General features: G+C 69.0%; 17 protein-coding genes. 3 read left to right on the top strand and 14 right to left on the bottom strand.

The features are described 5' to 3' along the window. Positions 1 to 124: 124 nt before the first annotated feature. From BXA00_RS22420 to BXA00_RS22395, 6 genes are all read right to left on the bottom strand, one after another. Positions 125 to 2,101, bottom strand: a complete 1,977-nt coding sequence (locus BXA00_RS22420) for a TRAP transporter large permease subunit (RefSeq protein WP_076520599.1) — start codon at positions 2,099 to 2,101, stop codon at positions 125 to 127. Continuing rightward, positions 2,098 to 2,721, bottom strand: a complete 624-nt coding sequence (locus BXA00_RS22415) for a TRAP transporter small permease subunit (protein WP_076520598.1) — start codon at positions 2,719 to 2,721, stop codon at positions 2,098 to 2,100. The genes BXA00_RS22420 and BXA00_RS22415 overlap by 4 nt, the downstream gene beginning before the upstream one ends. Before the next feature lie 125 nt (positions 2,722 to 2,846). Then, positions 2,847 to 3,974 carry a TRAP transporter substrate-binding protein gene (locus tag BXA00_RS22410; RefSeq protein WP_076520597.1) on the bottom strand — a complete coding sequence of 376 codons (1,128 nt, stop codon included), beginning with the start codon at positions 3,972 to 3,974 and terminating at the stop codon, positions 2,847 to 2,849. A 293-nt stretch (positions 3,975 to 4,267) separates the two neighbouring features. Continuing rightward, a complete protein-coding gene (locus BXA00_RS22405; RefSeq protein ID WP_076520596.1) occupies positions 4,268 to 5,791 on the bottom strand; it encodes an amidase in 1,524 nt (507 codons plus the stop codon). Positions 5,792 to 5,803: 12 nt separating this feature from the next. Beyond that, the gene (locus BXA00_RS22400) at positions 5,804 to 6,784 is read right to left on the bottom strand and encodes a tripartite tricarboxylate transporter substrate binding protein (protein ID WP_076520595.1); all 981 of its coding nucleotides are present in this window, start codon (positions 6,782 to 6,784) and stop codon (positions 5,804 to 5,806) included. 48 nt (positions 6,785 to 6,832) lie between these two features. Further along, positions 6,833 to 8,182, bottom strand: coding sequence for a D-serine ammonia-lyase (locus tag BXA00_RS22395; protein ID WP_076520594.1), 1,350 nt, complete (start codon positions 8,180 to 8,182; stop codon positions 6,833 to 6,835). A 120-nt stretch (positions 8,183 to 8,302) separates the two neighbouring features. On the opposite strand from BXA00_RS22395, the gene BXA00_RS22390 reads away from it, so the two are divergent. After that, positions 8,303 to 9,232: a LysR family transcriptional regulator gene (locus BXA00_RS22390; protein WP_076520593.1), complete on the top strand. Its 930-nt coding sequence runs from the start codon at positions 8,303 to 8,305 to the stop codon at positions 9,230 to 9,232. A 38-nt stretch (positions 9,233 to 9,270) separates the two neighbouring features. On the opposite strand, the gene fhuE is transcribed toward BXA00_RS22390, so the two are convergent. The 7 genes from fhuE to BXA00_RS22355 form a co-directional block, all read right to left on the bottom strand. Next, positions 9,271 to 11,466, bottom strand: coding sequence for a ferric-rhodotorulic acid/ferric-coprogen receptor FhuE (fhuE, locus tag BXA00_RS22385; protein WP_076520592.1), 2,196 nt, complete (start codon positions 11,464 to 11,466; stop codon positions 9,271 to 9,273). 119 nt (positions 11,467 to 11,585) lie between these two features. Beyond that, a complete protein-coding gene (locus tag BXA00_RS22380; RefSeq protein WP_076520591.1) occupies positions 11,586 to 12,341 on the bottom strand; it encodes a dienelactone hydrolase family protein in 756 nt (251 codons plus the stop codon). 92 nt (positions 12,342 to 12,433) lie between these two features. After that, on the bottom strand, positions 12,434 to 13,249 hold the full coding sequence (locus tag BXA00_RS22375) for a helix-turn-helix domain-containing protein (RefSeq protein ID WP_076520590.1): 816 nt from the start codon (positions 13,247 to 13,249) through the stop codon (positions 12,434 to 12,436). A gap of 131 nt (positions 13,250 to 13,380) precedes the next feature. Next, positions 13,381 to 14,022, bottom strand: coding sequence for a PQQ-binding-like beta-propeller repeat protein (locus BXA00_RS22370; protein WP_076520589.1), 642 nt, complete (start codon positions 14,020 to 14,022; stop codon positions 13,381 to 13,383). A gap of 31 nt (positions 14,023 to 14,053) precedes the next feature. After that, positions 14,054 to 15,283 (bottom strand): helix-turn-helix domain-containing protein, encoded by a 1,230-nt coding sequence (locus tag BXA00_RS22365; RefSeq protein ID WP_076520588.1) that lies wholly within the window; start codon positions 15,281 to 15,283, stop codon positions 14,054 to 14,056. Positions 15,284 to 15,384: 101 nt separating this feature from the next. After that, positions 15,385 to 16,737 (bottom strand): ATP-binding protein, encoded by a 1,353-nt coding sequence (locus BXA00_RS22360; protein WP_076520587.1) that lies wholly within the window; start codon positions 16,735 to 16,737, stop codon positions 15,385 to 15,387. Continuing rightward, positions 16,734 to 17,396 (bottom strand): response regulator transcription factor, encoded by a 663-nt coding sequence (locus tag BXA00_RS22355; RefSeq protein WP_076520586.1) that lies wholly within the window; start codon positions 17,394 to 17,396, stop codon positions 16,734 to 16,736. The genes BXA00_RS22360 and BXA00_RS22355 overlap by 4 nt, the downstream gene beginning before the upstream one ends. A gap of 134 nt (positions 17,397 to 17,530) precedes the next feature. On the opposite strand from BXA00_RS22355, the gene BXA00_RS22350 reads away from it, so the two are divergent. Further along, positions 17,531 to 18,307 carry a MipA/OmpV family protein gene (locus BXA00_RS22350; protein ID WP_076520585.1) on the top strand — a complete coding sequence of 259 codons (777 nt, stop codon included), beginning with the start codon at positions 17,531 to 17,533 and terminating at the stop codon, positions 18,305 to 18,307. A gap of 38 nt (positions 18,308 to 18,345) precedes the next feature. Further along, positions 18,346 to 19,296: a LysR family transcriptional regulator gene (locus BXA00_RS22345; RefSeq protein WP_076520584.1), complete on the top strand. Its 951-nt coding sequence runs from the start codon at positions 18,346 to 18,348 to the stop codon at positions 19,294 to 19,296. Here BXA00_RS22345 and BXA00_RS22340 read toward each other — a convergent pair. Continuing rightward, positions 19,215 to 19,817 carry a M23 family metallopeptidase gene (locus BXA00_RS22340; RefSeq protein ID WP_076522072.1) on the bottom strand — a complete coding sequence of 201 codons (603 nt, stop codon included), beginning with the start codon at positions 19,815 to 19,817 and terminating at the stop codon, positions 19,215 to 19,217. The two genes, BXA00_RS22345 and BXA00_RS22340, sit on opposite strands and share 82 nt — an antisense overlap. Between the last annotated feature and the right edge of the window lie 127 nt (positions 19,818 to 19,944).

Raw genomic sequence — 19,944 nt, 5'->3', positions numbered from 1 at the left:
ACCGACTTTTTTCTCTCCTGCATGTGGATGACGTTCGCTGTCGCAGTCGCCAGTGGCACAACAAGGCCCACCAGCCCCCCTGAGCCCCGCCCCTCGGCCGCCCCCCACGGAGGCCGCCCCCCCATCAACGGTACAGCACCGTCGGCAGCCACATCCCAATCCCCGGAAACACATACAACAGAAAGATCGCAACGATCTGAATCCCCATGAACGGCAGCATCCCCAGAAAAATCTGGTTCAGCGTCACATGCGGCGGCGACACGCCCTTCAGGTAGAAGGCCGACATGGCGACCGGCGGCGACAGGAATGCGGTCTGCAGGTTCAGCGCCACGAGCAGCCCGAAGAACAGCGGATCGATGCCGAACGTGTTGAGCAGCGGCACGAAGATCGGCATGAAGATCACGATGATCTCGGTCCATTCCAGCGGCCAGCCCAGCAGGAAGATGATGACCTGCGCCAGCAGCAGGAACTGGATCTGCGTCAGGCCTAGCGACAGCACCCATTCCTCGATGATGCGCTGTCCGCCCAGCAGCGCGAACGCCGCCGAGAAGATGGACGACCCCACGAACAGCCAGCACACCATCGCGCTGGTCTTGGCCGTCAGGAACACGGATTCGCGCAGCACCGGCAGGTTCAGCCTGCGGTACGCCAGCGCCAGCAGCGCCCCGCCCATGGCGCCCATGGCGGCGGCCTCGCTGGGCGTGGCCAGGCCGAAGCCGATCGATCCCAGCACGGCCGCGATCATCACCGCCAGCGGGAAGAACGACCCCATGAGCATCTTGAAGATTTCCAGCCGCGCCCAGGTCAGCGCCGCGTAAAACACCGCCAGCATCACCGCGCAGATACCCGCGAAGATCCAGAAGCCGGTGGGCGCGGGCAGACGGCCGTCAGCCACGGCGGGCGCCGCCTGCGCGGGCGCGGGAGCGGCTGCCGGCGGTTGCGCGGCAGGCGTTCCCGGGGGTTCGCTCAGGCCGGACGCGGCGGGCGTGCCCGGCGGCTCGGCCAGATCATTGGACGGCGGCTCGGGCAGGTCGTTGGACGGTGGCTCGGCCAGCCCGTCCACGGGCGGCTCGCTCAGGCCGGAATCGAAACCGCTGGAACCCAGCCGGAGTTCCGCGGGTATCTCGTACACCACGGGCGGCTTGGTCAGCGCCTGATGCACCACCCCCAGCATCAGGACCGTGACCGCCAGCGGGGTCAGCGCGATTGCCATGTTGCGCGTCAGATAGCCGAACGGCACCGCGGCGTTGCGCCTGCCCTTGAACATGGCGGCCAGCATGCCCGAGACCGCGCGCGTGTAGCGTCCCGCGGCCATCGCCGCCGAGGGCGGCGGCAAGGGCACGCCGCGCTCTTCCTTGGGCAGAGGCGGCGCCAGATCGGGCCGGAGCTTCGCCACGACAATCACGTACAGCATGTACAGGAAGGCAAGGAGCACGCCGGGGAACAGCGCGCCGGCATAGAGCTGGACCACTGACACGCCGGTGGTGGCGCCATAGACGATCAGCATGACGGACGGCGGCAGGAGGATCCCCAGGCAGCCGCCCGCGGTGATGGACCCGGCCGTCAGGCGCACGCTGTACCCCGCTTTCAGCATGGCCGGCATCGCCAACAGGCCCATCAGCGTGACCACCGCGCCGACGATGCCTGTGGCCGTCGCGAAGATCGCGCAGGTGGCCAGCGTGGCGACCGCCAACGCGCCCGGCAGGCGCGCCAGCGCCAGGTGCAAGGATTTGAAGAGCTTTTCGATCAGGTTGGCGCGTTCGACCAGATACCCCATGAACACGAAGAGCGGTATCGAGATCAGCGAATCGTTCGTCATGGTGGCGTACGTGCGCTGCACCATCAGGTCCAGCGTCTGGCCGAGGGACCGTCCGGGGTCCGAACTCTGCATGTAGTACGCCAGGAACGTAAAGAGCACGCCCATGCCCATCAGCGTGAACGCCGTCGGAAAGCCCAGCATGATGGCCACGACGATCAGCGCCAGCATGAGCAGCCCGATGTGACCCGTGGTGAGGTTGTCCCACGGCGTCAGGAACGCGATCATCAGGAGCACCAGCGCAATACACGACAGGCCGAACCACAAAGCCTTGTGGATTTTCATCGCTGGGACTCCCCGTGGTTGACGTAGCGATCGAGCTTGGCGATGTCTTCGTCCTTCACGTGCACCATCTCCTTGAGCTTGTCGACGTCCACTTCCTCGACGTCCTCTTCACGCGATGGCCACGCCCCCTGCTTCAGGCACAGGATGCAGCGCATGACTTCCGCCACGCCCTGCAGCAGCAGGATGGCGCCGGCGGCCGGTATGAAGGCCTTGAAGGGATAGATCGGCGGCCCGTTGGCCATGAGCGACGAATGCTCGCGGATCGCGATGGAATAGCCCGCGTAGTACCAGCCTGCCCAGACCAGGGCGATCACGCCGGGAAAGAAGAAGACGATGAAAAGCAGCAGGTCCAGCCCGGCCTGCACGCGCGGCGCCAGAAACCCGTACAGGATGTCGCCCCGCACATGGCCATTCTTGGCCAGCGTGTACGCGCCCGCCATCATGAACAGGATGCCGTAGTACATCATCTGCAGGTCGAACGCCCACGCGCTGGGCTGGTTCAGGATGTAGCGCGCCGCGACCTCCCAGCACACATGCAGCGTCAGCACCACGATCAACCAGGCGAAGGTCTTGCCGACAAAGGTGGAAAGGCGGTCTATGAAACGTACGATTCGGATCATCGAAGGTCCTGGAGTCGGGCCCGCTTACGCCACGGCAAGCCTGCCGTAGGCGCGCGCGGACCCGGGACGCATGGTGAGGCGCCGCGCGCCGGCCAGGCGGCGCGCGGGAGTGGCGCAGGACTGCGTCAGGCCTGCTTGGTGCTGCGCGAGAAGTAGTGGTTGTAGGCCATGCGGAAATTGACCGTCGTGTCGCCCTGCCAGCGCCCCACCCGCTCCGCAAACGCGCGCTGCGATTCCAGCACCTTCTTGAACAGCGGATTCTCGGCCGACCGCTTGGCGATCATGTCGTCCCAGATCTTGAGCTGTTGCTGCAGGATCGCGTCCGGCGTCTTGTAGAACTTGACGTTGTGATCCTTCTGCAGCTTGATGTAGTCCTGCGAGTAGCGGTTGGCCGCCTTCCAGGACATGTCGGCGCTGGATGCCTGGGCCGCATAGCTCAGGATGTGCTTCAGGTGTTCGGGCAAGGCGTCGTACTTCGCCTTGTTGAACAGCACCTCGAACTGTTCCGCGCTCTGGTGAAAGCTCTGCAGCATGCAGATCTTGGAGACGTCCTGGAAGCCAAGCGCCAGGTCGGACGAGGCGTTGTTGAATTCCGCGCCGTCCAGCAGGCCGCGGTCCAGCGCGGGCACGATCTCGCCGCCGGGCAGCGCGTTCACCGCCGCGCCCATGGCCGTGTACATATCGATGGCCAGGCCCACGGTGCGGAACTTCACGCCCTTGACGTCCTCGACCTTGGTGACCGGCCGCTTGAACCAGCCGAAGGGCTGCGTCGGCATCGGCCCGTACATCAGGGACTGCACGTTCACGCCCATGGCCTTCTGGATCTCGACCAGCAGCTCCTTGCCGCCGCCATACTCGTGCCAGGCCAGCAACGTGTTGGCGTCCATCCCGAACGAGGGACCCGAGCCCCACAGCGCCACGGCGGTGTTCTTGCCGTACCAGTAGGCCACCACGCCGTGGCCGCCATCCAGCGTCCCGGCCGACACGGCATCCAGCAGGTCGAAGGCCTTGACCACGGCGCCCGCGGGCAGGACCTCGATCTTCAACTGGCCGCCGGCCATCTCGTTGACCTTGTTGGCGTAGTCGCGCGCGAATTCGTGGAAGATGTCGTTTGCGGGCCAGGTGCTCTGGAACCGGAAGGAGATGGGTGCGTTCTGCGCCTTGACGACGGCGGGAAATCCTAGCGCCGCGGCGCCGGCGGCGGCTGCGCCGGAGATGAATTTGCGGCGGCGGGGCTTTGTAACGTGTTGCATGGCTTGTTGTCTCCTGGGGTGGACTACATGGACCAGCGTGTAGTTACTACTCCTGCATGGGCGCGGGATGGAAACGCCTGCTGCGGGCTTCCCGGTTCCTGACGATGCGTCTGATGCATCTGATGCGTCTGATGCGCAACTTTGGAGTGATTAAACCTGCCTGACTAACGGCTGACAATCCGCTTTTGGTCAGGAGTTACCCTAGCAGATGAACTAGCCCAAAAATGCGAAAGGCCAGCGGCCGCAGTGCGCGGCGCTGGCCCGATGGCCGACGCGGACGATATCCGCGATCGCTACACCGCCGACACCTCTCCCGCGTCGCCGCCGCCCTGCAACAGCGGCGGCGCCGTCACGATGGAGGTCAGCGCCGGCTCGGCCGGGCGCAAGGCGGCAAGGTCCGGACGCGGACGCCGCAAGGCTTCCATGCCCGCGAACGCCTGCTCCATCGCCTGCGCCGCGGCCAGCACCTCGCGGTCGCCGCGAAAGCGCCCGACGATCTGCAGCCCGAACGGCATGCCCGCTTTATCACGTCCGCACGGCAGCGTCAGCGCCGGATGCGTGGTCAGCGTGACGACGTAGGTCAGCGCAAGCCAGCGGTAGTAGTTCTCCTGGGCGACGCCGTTGATCTTGTCCGCATACAGCTGCGTCCACGGAAACGGCGAGACCGGCGTGGTGGGCGACAGGATGAGATCGTAATCGTCGTAGGCGCGCTGGAAGCGCTTGATCAGGCGCGTCTGTTCGGCCTGTGCCCAGGCGCAATCCTTCAGGCTCATCGCCGCGCCCATTTCGAAGTTGGCGCGGGTGTTGGGACCCAGGCTGGACGGGTCTTTTTCGTAGGCGTCGCGCATGCCGGCCACGAAGGCCTCGGCGCGCAGCACGTCGAAACAGCGATGGGCTTCGCCCACGTCCAGCTCGATGGGATCGCAGGCGGCGAACAGATGCCGCATGGCCGCGATCTTTTCCCGGAAGGCGGCGCGTATGCCGTCATCCACGTCGCACGCGCCGAAGTCTTCCGTATACGCCACCCGCAGCGAGCCCAGGTCCGCAACGCCGGGGTTCAGGAATTGCAGCGGGTCCAGCGGATAGCTGAGCGGATCGCCCGCGTGCGGCCCCGCGCTGGCGGCCAGTTGCAGGCAGGCGTCGGCGACGGTGCGGCCCATCGGGCCCACCACGGAGATCGGCGTCCAGCCCAGCGGCTTGCGCACGCTGGGCACGATGCCGGGCGACGGCCGGAAGCCGACGACCCCGCACTTGGACGCGGGAATGCGCAGCGAGCCGCCGGTATCCGAGCCCGTGCACACCGGCAGCATGTCGCTGGCCAGCGCGGCCGCGGAACCGCCCGACGAGCCGCCCGCGTTCAGGTTGGGGTTGAACGGATTGCCGGTCGCGCCCCACACGGTGTTGCGCGAATTGGCGCCCGCGCCCATTTCGGGCACGTTGGTCTTGGCGGCGACGATGGCGCCTGCGCGGCGCAGGCGGGCGACCAGCTCGATGTCCTCATCGGGCACATAGCCGCGATAGAGCGGCGAGCCGTAGGTGGTCAGGACGCCCGCGGTGGGTTCCAGGTCCTTGACCCCCATCGGCAGGCCGTGCAGCAGGCCCAGGGGCTCGCCTGCCATCACCGCGCGTTCCGCCTCGCGCGCCTCCGCCCTCGCCCGCTCATAGGCGGTGGCGGTGACGGCGTTCACGTACGGATTGACGGCCTGGATGCGCGCGATGCAGGCCTCCAGCAATTCCACCGGCGAAAGCTGCCGCGCGCCGATCATGCGCCGCAGTTCAACCGCGGTCAGCGATACCAGGGTGTCGTCCAATGCCATCGTCGTGTTCCTTCAATCGACCTTGATGTTGGCCCGCTGCGCGACTTCACGCATGATGGGCAGTTCCTTCTTGATCAGCGCCTCGCCCTCGGCGGCGCTGGAGTAGTCGGCTTCGAAGCCCTGCGCCTCCAGGCTCTTGACCACTTCGGGCGATTCGACCGTGGCCTTGAGCGCCTTTTCCAGGCGGGTCTTCACGTCCGCCGGCAGGCCGCGCGGCGCGGCAACCATCAGCCACGTATCCATCGCCACCGACGGATAGCCCTGTTCGGCGAACGTGGGCACGTCCGGCAGGAACGTCGAACGCTTGGGGCTGGACACGGCCAGCACGCGCACCTTGCCCTGCTTGCTTTGCGGCAGGGCCGCGGCCACGGTGTCGACCGAGAACGGAATCTGACCGCCGATCAGGTCGGTCATGGCGGGCGCGCTGCCCTTGTAGGGGACGTGCGTCATTTTCAGATTGGCGGCCGCGATGAAGGCTTCGCCGACGAAATGCGACGTGGTGCCGGTGCCGAACGAGCCGTAAGGCGGCTGGTCATGGGCCGGATCCTTCACATAGGCCACGAACTCCTTCACGTCCTTGACCGGGATCTTGGGGTTGGCCAGGAGGGCCAGGCCCGTGCGGCCGACGATGCCGATGGGCTCGAAGCTCTTGACGGGGTCGTACGGCAGCTTGCTCTGGATGGCCGGGTTCACCGTGAAGGTCGTGCCCGAGCTGACCAGCAGCGTGTAGCCATCCGGCGCGGCCTTGGCGACGTACCCGGCGCCGATCACCGTGCCGGCGCCCGCGCGGTTTTCCACCACGATGGTTTGGCCCAATTCCTGGCCCAGCTTCTGCGCCACCACGCGGCCCAGCACATCCGTGGCGCCTCCTGGCGGAAAGGGCACGACCAGCGTGATCGGGCGGCTGGGATAGGCATCCTGGGCCGCGGCGGGGGCAACGGCGCCGAAGGCGCTGGCGACGGCGAGACTGACTGCAAGAAACGAGGTTTTCATGGCGGTGCTCGAAGGGAGGTGGTGGAAAGGCGGCGCGTCTGTCGGCGCCTAGGTACCGGCCGCGAGCGATCGCCCGCGGCTCAGGAAACGGTCATATTCTTCGTCGGGCACGAACAGGCCGCCCGTGGTCCAGGCCAGGTGCGTGGCGCGCGGCAGGTGCGGCAGGAGCCCCTGCGCCTCCAGCCACGCCCGGCCGGCGTCGGTGCCGCACAGGTGACGCGGCCCGCTGAATCCGGCCGCGGCCGACGGTTCGATGCGCAGGCCCTCGCTGTCCTTGAGGCGGGCCAGGTCGGCGTAGAGCGTGTCGTCCTGCACGGTGTAGACCCCGCGCAGGTGCGCGCCCACCGCCGCATACGCCAGCTCCGAGGCGGTCGGCACGGCCAGCCCGTCGGCTTCGGTCACATTGGTGAGCCCCACGTCGTAGACCGACGCGCTGGCCGGCGCGCCGGGCAATTCGCCGTGGCCGGCCATCATGCGCACCATGAAGCACGGCGACTGCACCGGCTCGGCGAAGAAGCAATGGACGTGCGGGCCATAGAGCTGCGTCAGTCCGAAGGCAATGCCGCCCGGCGCGCCGCCCACGCCGCATGGCAGGTAGACGAAAAGGGGATGCTCGGCGTCGACGCGCACGCCGGATTCGCCAAGCTGGATGCGCAGGTGCAGCGCCGCGGCGGCGTAGCCCATGAACAGGGATGCGGAGCGCTCGTCGTCCACGAAATAGCCGTACGGATCGGCCTCAACCTGCGCCCGGCCGGCGGCCACGGCCTTTTCGTAGTCGCCCGCGTGCTCGACGACCTCGACCCCGCGCGCGCGCAGCCGCGCCTTCTTCCAGGCCTTGGCGTCGGCCGACATGTGCACGGCCGACCTGAAACCCAGCGCCGATGCGATCACGCCGATGGACAGGCCCAGGTTGCCCGTCGAGCCCACGGCCACCTGGTAGCGGCCGAAGCAGGCGCGGGCCACGGGGCCCGCCAGCTTGCGATAGTCGTCGCCGGGACGCAGCAGGCCCTCGCGCAGCGCCAGCGATTCGGCGAATTCCAGCACTTCGTGGATGCCGCCCCGGGCCTTGATGGACCCGGCGACGGGCAATGCATGGTCGGCCTTGATCCACAGGCGCCCCGCGCTGTGCGGCAGGCCGATGGCCGCCTGCATGGCGGCGGCGGGCAGGAGCGGCGACTCGATCACGCCGTTCGTCTCGGCCAGTTCGGGAAACAGCTCGGCCAGCAGCGGCGCGAATCGCGCAAACCGCTCCTGGGCCGACAGCACCTGATCCATCAGGAAATGCGCGCCAGGGCCCCCGGCCGAACCGGAGGCGACAGGTCCGGTCCACAACACCGGCCTTGCCTGCCGGAGCGATTCCAGAACGGGGGACGGGGAAGAAACGTCGGATTGAAACATTGCGGTGATACCCGGTTGTCGGCACGATCGATGCCCACATCCTAGAGTCGCTTCGCGGTTTGCAGCAATATCAATGGTTAGAATTCTTCTTTGCGCTTTCCGCAAACTTTGGATCCCGCCATGAACCCTCGCGTCCTGCAGGAAATCTCCCTGCGCTACTTTTTGGAAGTGGTGCGCACCGGCTCGGTCAGCGAAGCCGCCGCGCGCCTGGATGTCGCGCCCTCGGCGGTCAGCCGCCAGATCGCCCGTGTCGAACGCGAACTGGGCACCCTGCTTTTCGAGCGCCGCGCGCGCGGCATGGTGCCCAACGCCGCCGGCGAACTGCTGGCCGCGCACGCCAAGCGCATGCAACAGGACGTGGAGCGGGTGGCGGGCGACATCCTGGCGCTGCGCGGCCTGCGGCAGGGCCATGTGCGCATCGTCAGCACGGAAGGCTATGCGTCGGAGTTCGTGCCCGCGGCGATCGCCGCGTTCCGCCAGCACTACGCGGGGATCCGGTTCTCGCTCGACGTCTGCTCGCAGCAGGAGATACCCCAGCGCATCCGGGACGGCTCGGCCGACATCGGCGTCACGCTCAGCCTGACCTCGCAGCGGGACATCCGGGTGGAAATGCGCGTGCCCGCCCCGGTCCGGGCGATCCTGGCCGCCGATCATCCGCTGGCCGGGCGCCGCGAGTTGGCGCTGGCGCAACTGGTCCCCTACCCGCTGGCGCTGCCCACGCCGGATTCCACGCTGCGCCAATTGATCGACATCAGTTGCAGCCGCCAGCAGCTGCGTTGCGAGCCGGCGTTCACCAGCCGCAGCATCGACGCGCTGGTCGGCTTTGCCAGCGCGGGCGGCGGCGTCGCCTTCTGCGGTGAACTGGCGATCCGCAATCGCCTGCAGTGGGGCAGGATTGTCGCCCTGCCCTTGCGCGACCGCGAAATGAACGAACGCCATTTCGAGGTGCAGACGCTGGCCGGGCGCATCCTGCCCGAAGCCGCCAAGGCCTTCATCGCCAGCATCGCGGACGCGGCGCGGGCGCCGTCCGGCCAGGACGGGCCCGCGTGACGCGCTGAACGGCCAGCTCGGCCAGGCGGTCGGGACGGTCAGTACTGGTAGCGCATCGTCAGCATCGCGCTGCGGCCCGCGGCCCATGCCCCCTGGCTGTAGAAGCCGATCTGGCTGTAGTACTTGCGGTCGAACACGTTGTTCACGTTCAGCTGCGCCGACAGGCTGCGGTTGAAGCGGTAGCGGGCCATCAGGTTGGTGATGGCGTAGCTGCCCTGTCCCACGCGTTCATCGCCGTTGGGACCGCTGGCGATGGTGTAGACGTGGCTTTGCCAGTTCACGCCCCCGCCCACGGTCAGGCGATGCCAGTCGCCCGGCAGTTGATAGGTCGTGAACACGCGCACCAGGCTGCGCGGCTGGTCGGTCTGGATCGCGTTGCCTTCGCCGTCGCTCGCGGTCCAGTGCGACCAGCCGGCCGCCACGTTCCACCCCGGCGTCACTTCACCCGACAGCTCCAGGTCGAAGCCGCGGCTGCGCGTTCCCTGCGCGGCCGTGTAGGCCTGGTTCGTCGTGCCGGGCACGATCTGGCCCGGATCCACCTGCGCCACGTTGTCCTGGTCGATCTGGAAGATCGCCGCGCTGCCGTTCAGGCGGCCGTCCAGCCACTCGCCCTTGATGCCGGCTTCGTAGGACTTGCCCTCCAGCGGGTCGAGCCAGTTCGCGTCGCGGTCCTGATAGCTTTGCGGATTGAAGATGCCTGTGTAGCTGACGTAGGCGGTGTAGGTGTCGTTGATGTCGTAAAGCAGGCCCGCGTACGGCGTGAAGGCATTCTTGTCGAACTCGGTGCGGCCTTCGCCGCCGAAGCCGACCGAGTTCGTCTTCCAGGTGCTGTAGCGTCCGCCCACAATGAGCTTGAGCGGGTCGGCCAGGTTCAGGCGCAGGGCGCCGTACCAGCCGGTCTGCGTGGTGGTGTAGCGGCTGGCGATGATGGAATCGTTCCAGTCGGGCTCGGGATACGAACCGTTCCAGTTCAGGAAGTTGCCCACGCCGGCCGCGTCGATCGCGGAGCGGTAGTCGAAGTCGCCCTTCTGGCGGCTGAAGCTTGCGCCCACCACCGCCTCGTGGCGGCGGCCGAACAGCGTGAACGGCCCGTTGGCCTTCAGGTCCAGCGAATTCTGCTTGCGGTCGCCCAGGTACCACGCGGGCGATGCGCCCATGCCCTCGCCGGTCTCGCGATCGGGCCAGCCATACAGGTACAGCAGCTTGCCGTCCATTTCGTTCTTGGAATAGGACGCCGTGGCCTGCACGCGCCAGTCGTTGTCGAAGCGATGGTCCAGGGTGGCGAAGGCGCCCTGCGTGGTGCTGCCCCACGAGGTCCAACGCGCGCCGGTGTTCAGCGAACGGCGCCAGTCGGTGCGGCCGCCATCCGCGTACCAGAGCGGGAATCCGCCCCAGCTGCTGCCTTGCGGGTCGTTGTCCTGGTAGTTGTAGCCCACGCTCAGGGTGGTGCGCGAACTCAGGTCGGCGTCCACCACGCCGTAGAACACCTTCTTCTGGTTCTGGTAGTAGTCCAGGTACGAGTGGTTGTCCTGGTATGCGGAAACGATGCGCCCGCGCACGCTGCCGCTGGCGTTGAGCGGCGACGACAGGTCGGCCGTCACGCGATAGGTGTCCCAATTGCCCACGCCCGCGCTCAGGTCGGCCTTGAACTCGCGGCTGTCGGCATGCTTGCGCACCAGGTTGATGGAGGCCGACGGATTGCCCGCGCCCGTCATGAGGCCCGTGGCGCCGCGCACGATTTCCACGCGGTCGTAGATGATGGGGTCGACGGAAGACTCGCCCGCCGAGTAGCCCACGTCAAAGGCCGTGGGCACGCCGTCGTACATGTAGTTGGTAATGCTGAAGCCGCGCGAATTGAAGGTGTAGCGCTCGCTGTCGAAGTTCTGCACCGAAATGCCCGGGGTGCTGGACATCACGTCCACCAGCGACCGCATATCCTCGTCTTCCATGCGCTGGCGCGTCATGACGGTGACCGATTGCGGCGTCTCGCGCAGCGACAGCGACAGGCCCGTGCTGGCCGCGGTGGCGCGGGGCGTGTACGAGCCCGTTCCTTCCGTCGTCGCGGGATTGGCGTCGTCGCCCACCACCTGCACCGAGGGCAGCGTGGCCACGCCGGCGTCCTGGGCCGTGGCGGCGGCCGAGGCCAGCGCCAGCACGACAAGCGCAGGCGTGCGGCGCAGTGCGAAACGAGGGTGAAGGACGGGGCGTCGGCCGACGGGCCTTTCTGCTTGCATAGTGACTTCCTACCAGGTTGGTCTGCGATGACAAATTGGCACGAAGTGTAAATGCAAATCCCTCTCATATCCATGCAGTGTTGTTTTTTCCCATTGCTGCGGCACGCCCCCAACCTGCCTCAGTCCCCGCCCTCGCGGGACAGCGCGTGCGCAAGATGCGCGCGCATCGCCGACCACGATCGCGCATCGGCCAGGGGGTCATACACCAGCCCGCGTTCCGGAAACCGGGCACCCGGAAAGGTGAACGCGTGGCGCGCGTGGCCATAGGCATGAAGCTGCCAGTCCGCGCCGGCTTCGGTCAGTTCGCGGGCGATCGCCAGCACATCGGCGGGCGGCGCCACCGGATCTTCCCAGCCGTGCAGCAGCAGGACGCGGGCATCGATCCGCCCCGCCGGCAGGCCCGCTGGCGGATGCAGCACGCCGTGAAAACTGACGGCAGCGGCCAGATCGGCAGGCGCCGCGCGCGCCAGATCCAGGGCGCAGAGTCCGCCGAAGCAATATCCCGCCACGGCCATCCGCGCCGGGTCCACGCCGGGCAGGCGGCGCGCCGCCGCGTACCCGGCCAGCAGGCGGCGCCGCAGCAGCATCCGGTCCGCCAGCAGCGGGCTCATCAGCGAGGTGTTGTCGCCCAGCGGATCGCCGCGAACGCCCTTGCCATAGACATCCAGTGCGAAGCAGACATAGCCCAGTCCCGCATAGCGCTCAGCCAGCCGCCGGGTCGGATCGTTCAGGCCGCTCCATTCGTGCGCCAGCACGACGCAGGCACGCAAGCGCGCGGATGGGCCGGGATCGACCGCATACCCTTCAAAGGTGAGGTCGCCGTCGGTGTAGTCGATGGCCTGCGTGCGCAGGACGGGCGGGGGTTCGGGCAGCATGGCCGGCTCTCCAGAAAAAAAGGAAGGCCGATCGTAGGCGGCGGCCGCCGCGCCGTATTGAACGAATGGGACAGGGGGAGCGCGACGCTTGCCTAGAGGTAGAACGCGGGCCCCGGCGTTCCCGCATCCGGGCGGAACTGCGCTGCCAGCGCCGAGCCGCCGCCGCGCGCATAGCTGCCGGGCGTCACGCCCAGCCTGCGCCGCCAGTTCCGGATCTGGTGCGCCTGGTCACTAAAGCCGGCCAGCGGATCGCCACGTCCGGACTGCACGTCGCGCAGACTGCGATGCAGGCGCTCCAGATCGGCCATTTCCTTGGGCCCGACGCCCAGATGGCGGTGGAACCACCGTTGCAGCTGGCGCCGGTCGGTCTGCGCAGCCTGGGCGGCCTGTTCGACCCGGCCTCCGGCGCGCAGCACCGCGTGCGCCGCCGCGACGCGCATTCCTTCCGGCACGCACCGGGCGCGGTCCAGCCGGGCCAGGAGCCATCGGTCGATCTGGGCGGCGATGCGCACGGGTCCGGCCTGCGCGTCCACGCAGCCGGCCAGCGATGCCGCGGCCGCGTCGCCCGCGAGGGCGCCCAGGTCGGCGAGGCAGTCCGCGCCGCCGGCCTGCACATGCGGAAACAGGCGCAGGACGCCCGGGACGGTCAGCATCGCCATCATGAAGCAGGTCTCGGACCAGGAACGCCATTCCCGCACGCGGGACTGCAGCCCCAACATCGAGACGCGCGGCACCAGCGCGCCGTCGCGCGTGGCGTTCGGCCGCCCCATGTTGACGGACAGCACCGCCAGCGGAATCGGACTGGTGCGGATGGCCTGCCCCGCGAAGTCTCCCGGCAGGTCCTGGACGAACCAATAGGCCTGCACAAGGCCGGCAAGCGGCGGAGCGGGAGGCAGGGACAGGAACATGCGCGGCAATCTATCACAGGGCCGGGCGCGGCGGGCAGGTCTGGAACGCGGTCGAACCCGCCGCCCGGCCCTTCGCCTCGGCCTTCGTCATGAGGCAGCTTCGCCGCGGGCTCAACCCGGATCCTGCCTTCTCAACCCTCCCTGCCCGGACGCTGGACGGCGCGCACCTTGCCGCTTTCTCCGCCGCCGCAGTAGAACCGGGCGCCGCCGTCGGATTCCAGCCCGGACACGCCGATGCCCGCCGGCAGCTCCACCGCCTCCAGCACTTCGCCGGTGCGCGGCTCCACGCGCCGCAACTCGCTTTCGTCCGCCTCCCAGGTGCCGTGCCACAGTTCGCCATCCACCCAGGTCACGCCGGTGACGTAGCGGTTGGACTCGATGGTGCGCAGCACCTGGCCGGTGGCCGGATCGACCTGGTGAATCTTGCGGTCGCGATAGGCGCCCACCCACAGGCTGCCTTCCGCCCAGGCCATGCCCGACACGCCGTCGCCGCCAGGCGCGGGGATGGTGGACAGGACCTTTCCGGTCTGCGGATCGACCTTCTGGATGCGGCCGTCGGCAATCTGGTAGAGATGCGTGCCGTCAAAGGCCGTGCCCGCGTTGGCGGTCAGGTCGAGCGTGCGCGAGGTCTGGCCCGTGGCGGGGTCGAGGGCAACCAGGCTGGCGCCGGTGGCGAACCACACCTGTGCGCCGTCGTACGTCAGTCCATGCACGGCATCGACACCCGGGAACGGGCCGTACTCGCGCAGGATTCGGGCTTGCGATCGTTTCATGGTGGCTTCCTTTTGTAGGGGTCCGTCCATGCTACTGGCCCGGCAGGATGGCCGGGAGTAACAAGCTTGTCGTGAATCCGGGCACGGGCGGAAGCATCCAGCGCCGGGCGCGCCCCTGGCCGTAGGCCTGCACCCGGCCGGCCGCGGCCAGCGCGTCCAGCGCCCGCTGCACGGTGCGCTGGCTGGTCCCCATGACGAGCGCCAGCGCCGAACTCGACCACCCCTCGCCATCGGCCAGGAAGGCGAGCAGCGCGCCCTGCTCCGGGTCCACGTCCCCGGCGGCAGGCGCCAGCACCGCCACATCGCGGCCGCCGCCGGGCGTGAGCAGGTAGCCATGGCGGGTGGCGCTGACGCTGGCGAGTCCGCGGACCGCCGCGCGCAGGCGGCCCATTTCCACGCGCAGGCGCGCGCGGTGCGTGTCGTCGAAATAGCGGGTGCGAAACGCCTGCACGATGAGCGTCTCGCGGTCCACGTCGCGCGGCCAGCCCTGCGCCAGCGCCCGGACCAGCGCAAACAGCACCGGCCGGCCGGCGAGCGCGACGCACGCGTCCGCGCGGCGCAAGGCATGCCGGCAGCCGTCCACGACCAGCGCGCCGGACGCCATCAGCGCCTCGACCTCGTCCAGCAGCAAGGGCTGCTCGCCGTCGCGTCCCATGCGCCGCGCGACCGGCGCATCCATGGCCTGCGCCGCGCCGCGGACTTCCGTCACCAGCGCCGCAATGCCCGCCTCGCCCGCCGCGCGCTCGGCACGCGACAGCGCGGCCCTCGCCGTCCCGGCCGCCTGCCGGCGCATGGCAATGCCGGCCACGATCAGGTCGTGGATGGCGCGCGAAGCCCAGGGCAAGGAGGCCGGCTCGATGCCTGCAAGCGTGCGGTCCGCGTCGTCCAGCCGGCCCAGCAGCAACTGCCGGCGCGCCGCCAGATGCAGCGCGTGCGCCGCGTTGACGAGGTCACCGTGCGCCTGCAGCGTGGCGCGGGCGGCCTCCAGGCTCTTGTCGGGGCTGCCCAGATCGCGTGCCGCCAGCGCGATCTCCGCTTCCGCAACGACGCAGCGGGCCCGGGGAACGGCCGCCTGCGGGCCGAAGGCGCGAGCGGCGCCGCGCAGCAGCGTGCGGGCGCGCGCCAGATCGCCCAGTTGCGCCATGGCGATGCCGCGCAGGGCCAGCGCAGGGGCATCGTCCCGCAAGGCCACGTGGTTCAGCGCGGCCAGGGGATCGCCCGCCGCCAGCGCACGCGCCGCGGATGCGATCAGAAAGTCCATGAGGAATCCGCCAATGCCCACCCCGTTGCCCGGTCCGGCATCCAATCTACACCAGGCGCCCGCGGGCGCGGCGGCAAGCCCGGCCGCCCCGGGCGCGCGCTTCAGGCCGCCGGGAACGCCACCGTCAGGCCGACGCCGGCGCCGTCCAGCCCTTCGCTCACCGTCACGGACGCGCCGTGCTGGCGCGCGATCTGCGCCACCAGCGACAGGCCGATGCCGCTGCCCCCGGCCGGCGCGCCGGCGGCGCGATAGAACCGGTCGAACACCCTGCGGCGCTCCGCGGGTGCAATGCCCGGGCCGTCGTCCGCCACGCGCAGGAAAGCCCCGCCGTCCGGCACCGGACCGCAGGACACCGCGATCCGGCCACCGCCCGGCGTATAGCGAACCGCGTTGTCCAGCAGGTTGCCCAGCAGCACGCCCAGCGCGTCCAGATTGCCCATGACCGCGCAAGGCCGCACGTCCAGGGTCAGCCGCTGCCCCGCCCGGCCAGCGCAGGCTTCCCAATCGCGCGCCAGCAAGGCGACCAGCCCGTCCAGTCCGACCTTTTCCGGCGCCTGCGCGCTATCGACCAGGGCGTCCATGCGGGCCTGGTCCAGCAACTGCTCGGCAATGCGCGTGGTCCGCTGCGCGACCAGGCGCAGTTTTTCGGCGGCCTGCGTGGATTCGGCCGAGCCCGCGCTGCGCGCAACCAGTTCGGCGTGCGCGCTCAGCGCCGCCAGCGGCGTGCGCAATTCATGCGCGGCGTTTTCGAGGAAGCGCCGTTCGCGGTCCAGCGCCCCCTTGACGCGCAGGAGCAGCTGGTTGATCGAGCGAATGAACGGACGCAGTTCGCCCGGCATGCCCGCCAGCGGCAGCGCGGCCAGGTCGAACGGACCGCGCCGCTCGATGGCCGCGCCCGCGCGGTCGACCTTGCGGAACGCCCGCCCGATCACCACGCAGGTCACGGCGGCCAACAGCAGGAACAGGATGGAAACGATGACCAGGCCGCGCGTCGCGTTGGCCAGCATCTTGGCGCGCAGCTCGCTCTGCGAATACGCCAGCTGCACCTGCACCCTGCCGCTCGCGTCGGTGACCGAATGCACGCGCCAATTCACGCCGCCCGCGTCGCTGTCCGTGTAGCCGTCCTGAAACGACGGATTCAAGGGCTGCGCGGGCGATTCCCTGGATTGCAGCAACGGCCGCCTTTCGGGCAGGGACCAGACCTGGAAGCTCGCCCGGTCGCCGTTGAACTGGACGGTCGGCGGCAACGCGAAGCGCTCGGCCGGGGCCACGTTGCCCAGCAGGCTGACGGGCATGGCCGTCAGGAGCTGGTTCGCCCCGTCGTAAAGCCCCTGATCCTGCAGGCCTGTTTGCGCGCGCCGCGTCTCGAACTGCTGGAACGCGAACACGAAGATCCAGGCCAGCAACAGCGTCAGCAGCAGCGTGACGGTCAATTGCCGTTGCAGGTTTTTCATTGATCCGCCTCGATGCGGTAGCCCATGCCATGCACGGTCGTGATCAGCTTGTCTCCCAGTTTGCGGCGCAGTTGATGGATGTACACGGCCACCGTGTTGCTTTCCAGCGCGGCGCTGTGACCGTAGACGGCGGTTTCGAGCTGCTCGCGGTTGACGGTGTGGCCGATGCGCTCCATCAACGCCAGCAGCGTCCGGTACTCATGCGCGCTCAGGCTGACCTCGACCCCGTCGCGCGTCACGCAGCGCCGGGCCGGGTCGAGCGCAATGTCGCGGCAGCGCAGCGCGGAAACGACGGCATTGCTGCTGCGCCTGACCACTGCGCGCAGCCGCGCGTGCAGCTCATCGAGCTGAAAGGGCTTGACGATGTAGTCGTCGGCGCCCGCATCCAGTCCCTGCACCCGTTCGCTCAGGCGGTCGCGCGCCGTAATGATGAGAACCGGGGTGGCGTCATAGCGCGACCGCAGGTGCTTGAGCACCGCAAGGCCGCTTCCGTCGGGCAGGCCCAGGTCCAGCAGCACGGCGTGAAATCCATGCTCCACCAGCGCCAGGCGCGCCTCGGACACGCTGCGGACCCAATGCGCATCGGCACCCGATTGGTTCAGGCTGATGTGCAAGGCGTCGCCCAGCATGGCGTCGTCTTCAACTAGCAGGACACGCAAGACAGCTCCAGAAAAACATAACGGCGCAAGCATGCCCGCGCCGCTTTAAAAACTTTTTAAAACCCGGCGCCCACAATGCGCACCGTTCGCGGCGGGCATGACGCCCCTCGCGCATCCCTGTAGAAAGGAATGGAATGAAGCTGGGTATCTTAACAAGCGCTCCCCTGGCTGCCGCCGCCGTGCTGGCCGCGGCCGCCGGCAGCGCCCGCGCCGACGAAGGCGGCAACAACTTCATCGGACTGGGGGTAGCCGCCCTGCCCGTCTACGAAGGCTCGCGCGAATACCGCGCGCTGCCGGTGCCCCTGATCAACTACCAATCGGGCAGCTTCTTCATCTCGCCCCGCGCCGGCCTGCCCGCGATGGGCTTGAAAGCCGATCTGGCGCCGGATTGGAACGCCGGCGTCTTTGTCGGCATGGAGCTTGGCCGCGACGCGTCCGACGCCGACCGCACGCGCGGGCTGGACGATATCGATTTCCACGGCGCCTACGGGGCGTTCGTCGAATGGTCGCCGGGCCCGTATTCCCTGATGGCCGCCTACCGCCAGGCCGCGCACAGCGGCTACGGCGGAACGCTGGAGCTGCGGGCCACCTACGCCGCCTGGCACGACGCGAACAACCGGCTCTCGGTGGGCGCCAGCACGCAATGGGCCAACGGCGACGCGATGCAGACCTGGTTCGGCGTCACGCCGTCACAGGCCGCGCGCAGCCGCGAGGGCCTGGACGCGTATTCGCCGTCGGCGGGCTTCAAGTCCGTGGCGCTCTTCGGCACGTGGGCCCACCGCTTCGACGCAAAATGGAGCGCGGTCACCACGTTGGGCGTCAACACACTCGTGGGCGACGCCCGCGACAGTCCCCTGACCGAAAAGAAGACAAACGTCTTTGCCAACGTGGGCGTGGTCTACGCCTTCTGACGCCCGGGTCCGGCCCGGCCCCGCTTGGGAGAGCCGCTATGAAACGCCTGCATGGCATGGAATTGTTCGCCGAGGTGGCGAAGGCGCACAGCTTCAGCCGCGCCGCGGCGGCGCTGGGGGTGCCCGCCTCGACCGTATCGCGGCAGGTCGCGGAACTGGAGCGCTCGGTCGGGCTGCGGTTGCTGAACCGCAGCACGCGGCGGGTCGAACTGACCGAGGCCGGGCGCCTGTATTTCGAACGCTGCCGCCGCATCGTCGCCGAAGCCGAGGTCGCGCACGAGGAGTTGCGCGGCGAACTGGAAGTGCCCAGCGGCCCGCTACGCATCCAGGTCGGCACGGCCTACGGCATGGACGCCCTGCTGCCCGCCCTGGCGGCCTTCGGCCAGCGCTATCCCGGTGTGCACTTCCACCTGAGCCTGACCAGCGGAACCGGCGGCGGGCGCGCGCCGCAAGCCTGCGACGTGTCGGTCCGCTTCGGCGACCTGCCCGACTCATCGCTGGTGGCGCGGCGGCTGGGCACGATACGCGCGCGCCTGTACGCCAGTCCCGATTACCTGGCGGCCCGGGGAGCGCCCGGCAGCCCCGCGGACCTCGCCCGCCATGACCGCATCGGCCTGCGCACCGGCGGCGGACAGACGGCGCCCTGGCCGCTGCAGCGGTGCGCGGACCGGTTCCTGGCGGACTTCCCGCCCCGCTACTGCGTCGACGACGCCGGCATGGCCGAGAAACTGGCGGTGCTGGGCGGGGGCATCGCCGCGCTGGGCGGCGACATGCGCCGTCGGCAACGCGCGGGCGAGCTGGCCCTCGTGCTGCCGGACTGGTCGCTGCCGCCCGTCGAGGTCCACGCCGTCACCGACACCCGGCTGCTGCCGGCCAAGACGCGGCGGTTCATCGACTTCCTGGCGGATTATCTGGACGGCTCCGCGTCCTGCGCCTGGCCGGAGACCGCGGTCGAGGACGCCGGCGCGGGCGCACGCAGCAAGGGATAGGGGTTCAGCGCCCCGCCGGTCGCATAGATGCCGTAGTGCAGATGCGGCGGCGTGCCCTTGGCGTTGCCGGTGTTGCCGACGAAGCCCAGCACGTCGCCCGGCGCGACGAGTTGGCCGCGGCGGATGTCCCCGTAGCCATCCAGGTGCGCGTAGTAATGCATCTGCCGGCCCGGTCCCATCACCCAGACGACCTGCCCGCCCAGCGTGTTCTCGCCGATGCGCGTGACCACGCCTTCTGTCGCCGACAGCACGGGCGTGCCGCGCTTGGCGAAGATGTCGATGCCCTGGTGCGTGCGGCCGCCCGATCGCGCCGCGCCCCAGGTGTCAGCCAGGCGCCGGGGCGCGACCCCCTGCACCGGCACGGGCAGGACCGCCGGGGAGTCCTGCCACGCCAGCCGGGCCATGTGCCATGGGGCGCGCGCCGCGTCGGGCAGGCGGGGCCAGGCCCAGACCGCCAGCGCGGCCAGCGCGCCCAGGAGAATCAATCGTCGGGCAAATCGCAAAGGGGTGCGGGGATCCATGAAAGGTTCGACGGACCGGCTGGCCAAGGGTTCCTGCCCGCCCGGCGGCGACACAGTGTTACGCCGCCGATGATGCGGCCCCTTTTTATACCAGGAACTGTCCGTCCGGCCGCCCGGGCAGGCCCTC

The organism is Achromobacter sp. MFA1 R4, assembly GCF_900156745.1.
GTDB lineage: Bacteria > Pseudomonadota > Gammaproteobacteria > Burkholderiales > Burkholderiaceae_B > Achromobacter.
Note: the sequence above shows the minus strand (reverse complement) of the source record. Positions and strands in the feature narration are given on the sequence as shown.

What these genes read in the sequence shown, in the direction of transcription:
- BXA00_RS22340 (WP_076522072.1), bottom strand. Translation starts at nt 19,817, where the DNA reads ATGGATCCCCGCACCCCTTTGCGATTTGCCCGACGATTGATTCTCCTG.
- BXA00_RS22400 (WP_076520595.1), bottom strand. Translation starts at nt 6,784, where the DNA reads ATGAAAACCTCGTTTCTTGCAGTCAGTCTCGCCGTCGCCAGCGCCTTC.
- BXA00_RS22375 (WP_076520590.1), bottom strand. Translation starts at nt 13,249, where the DNA reads ATGTTCCTGTCCCTGCCTCCCGCTCCGCCGCTTGCCGGCCTTGTGCAG.
- BXA00_RS22370 (WP_076520589.1), bottom strand. Translation starts at nt 14,022, where the DNA reads ATGAAACGATCGCAAGCCCGAATCCTGCGCGAGTACGGCCCGTTCCCG.
- BXA00_RS22405 (WP_076520596.1), bottom strand. Translation starts at nt 5,791, where the DNA reads ATGGCATTGGACGACACCCTGGTATCGCTGACCGCGGTTGAACTGCGG.
- BXA00_RS22420 (WP_076520599.1), bottom strand. Translation starts at nt 2,101, where the DNA reads ATGAAAATCCACAAGGCTTTGTGGTTCGGCCTGTCGTGTATTGCGCTG.
- BXA00_RS22365 (WP_076520588.1), bottom strand. Translation starts at nt 15,283, where the DNA reads ATGGACTTTCTGATCGCATCCGCGGCGCGTGCGCTGGCGGCGGGCGAT.
- BXA00_RS22395 (WP_076520594.1), bottom strand. Translation starts at nt 8,182, where the DNA reads ATGTTTCAATCCGACGTTTCTTCCCCGTCCCCCGTTCTGGAATCGCTC.
- BXA00_RS22410 (WP_076520597.1), bottom strand. Translation starts at nt 3,974, where the DNA reads ATGCAACACGTTACAAAGCCCCGCCGCCGCAAATTCATCTCCGGCGCA.
- BXA00_RS22415 (WP_076520598.1), bottom strand. Translation starts at nt 2,721, where the DNA reads ATGATCCGAATCGTACGTTTCATAGACCGCCTTTCCACCTTTGTCGGC.
- BXA00_RS22390 (WP_076520593.1), top strand. Translation starts at nt 8,303, where the DNA reads ATGAACCCTCGCGTCCTGCAGGAAATCTCCCTGCGCTACTTTTTGGAA.
- BXA00_RS22380 (WP_076520591.1), bottom strand. Translation starts at nt 12,341, where the DNA reads ATGCTGCCCGAACCCCCGCCCGTCCTGCGCACGCAGGCCATCGACTAC.
- BXA00_RS22350 (WP_076520585.1), top strand. Translation starts at nt 17,531, where the DNA reads ATGAAGCTGGGTATCTTAACAAGCGCTCCCCTGGCTGCCGCCGCCGTG.
- fhuE (WP_076520592.1), bottom strand. Translation starts at nt 11,466, where the DNA reads ATGCAAGCAGAAAGGCCCGTCGGCCGACGCCCCGTCCTTCACCCTCGT.
- BXA00_RS22345 (WP_076520584.1), top strand. Translation starts at nt 18,346, where the DNA reads ATGAAACGCCTGCATGGCATGGAATTGTTCGCCGAGGTGGCGAAGGCG.
- BXA00_RS22360 (WP_076520587.1), bottom strand. Translation starts at nt 16,737, where the DNA reads ATGAAAAACCTGCAACGGCAATTGACCGTCACGCTGCTGCTGACGCTG.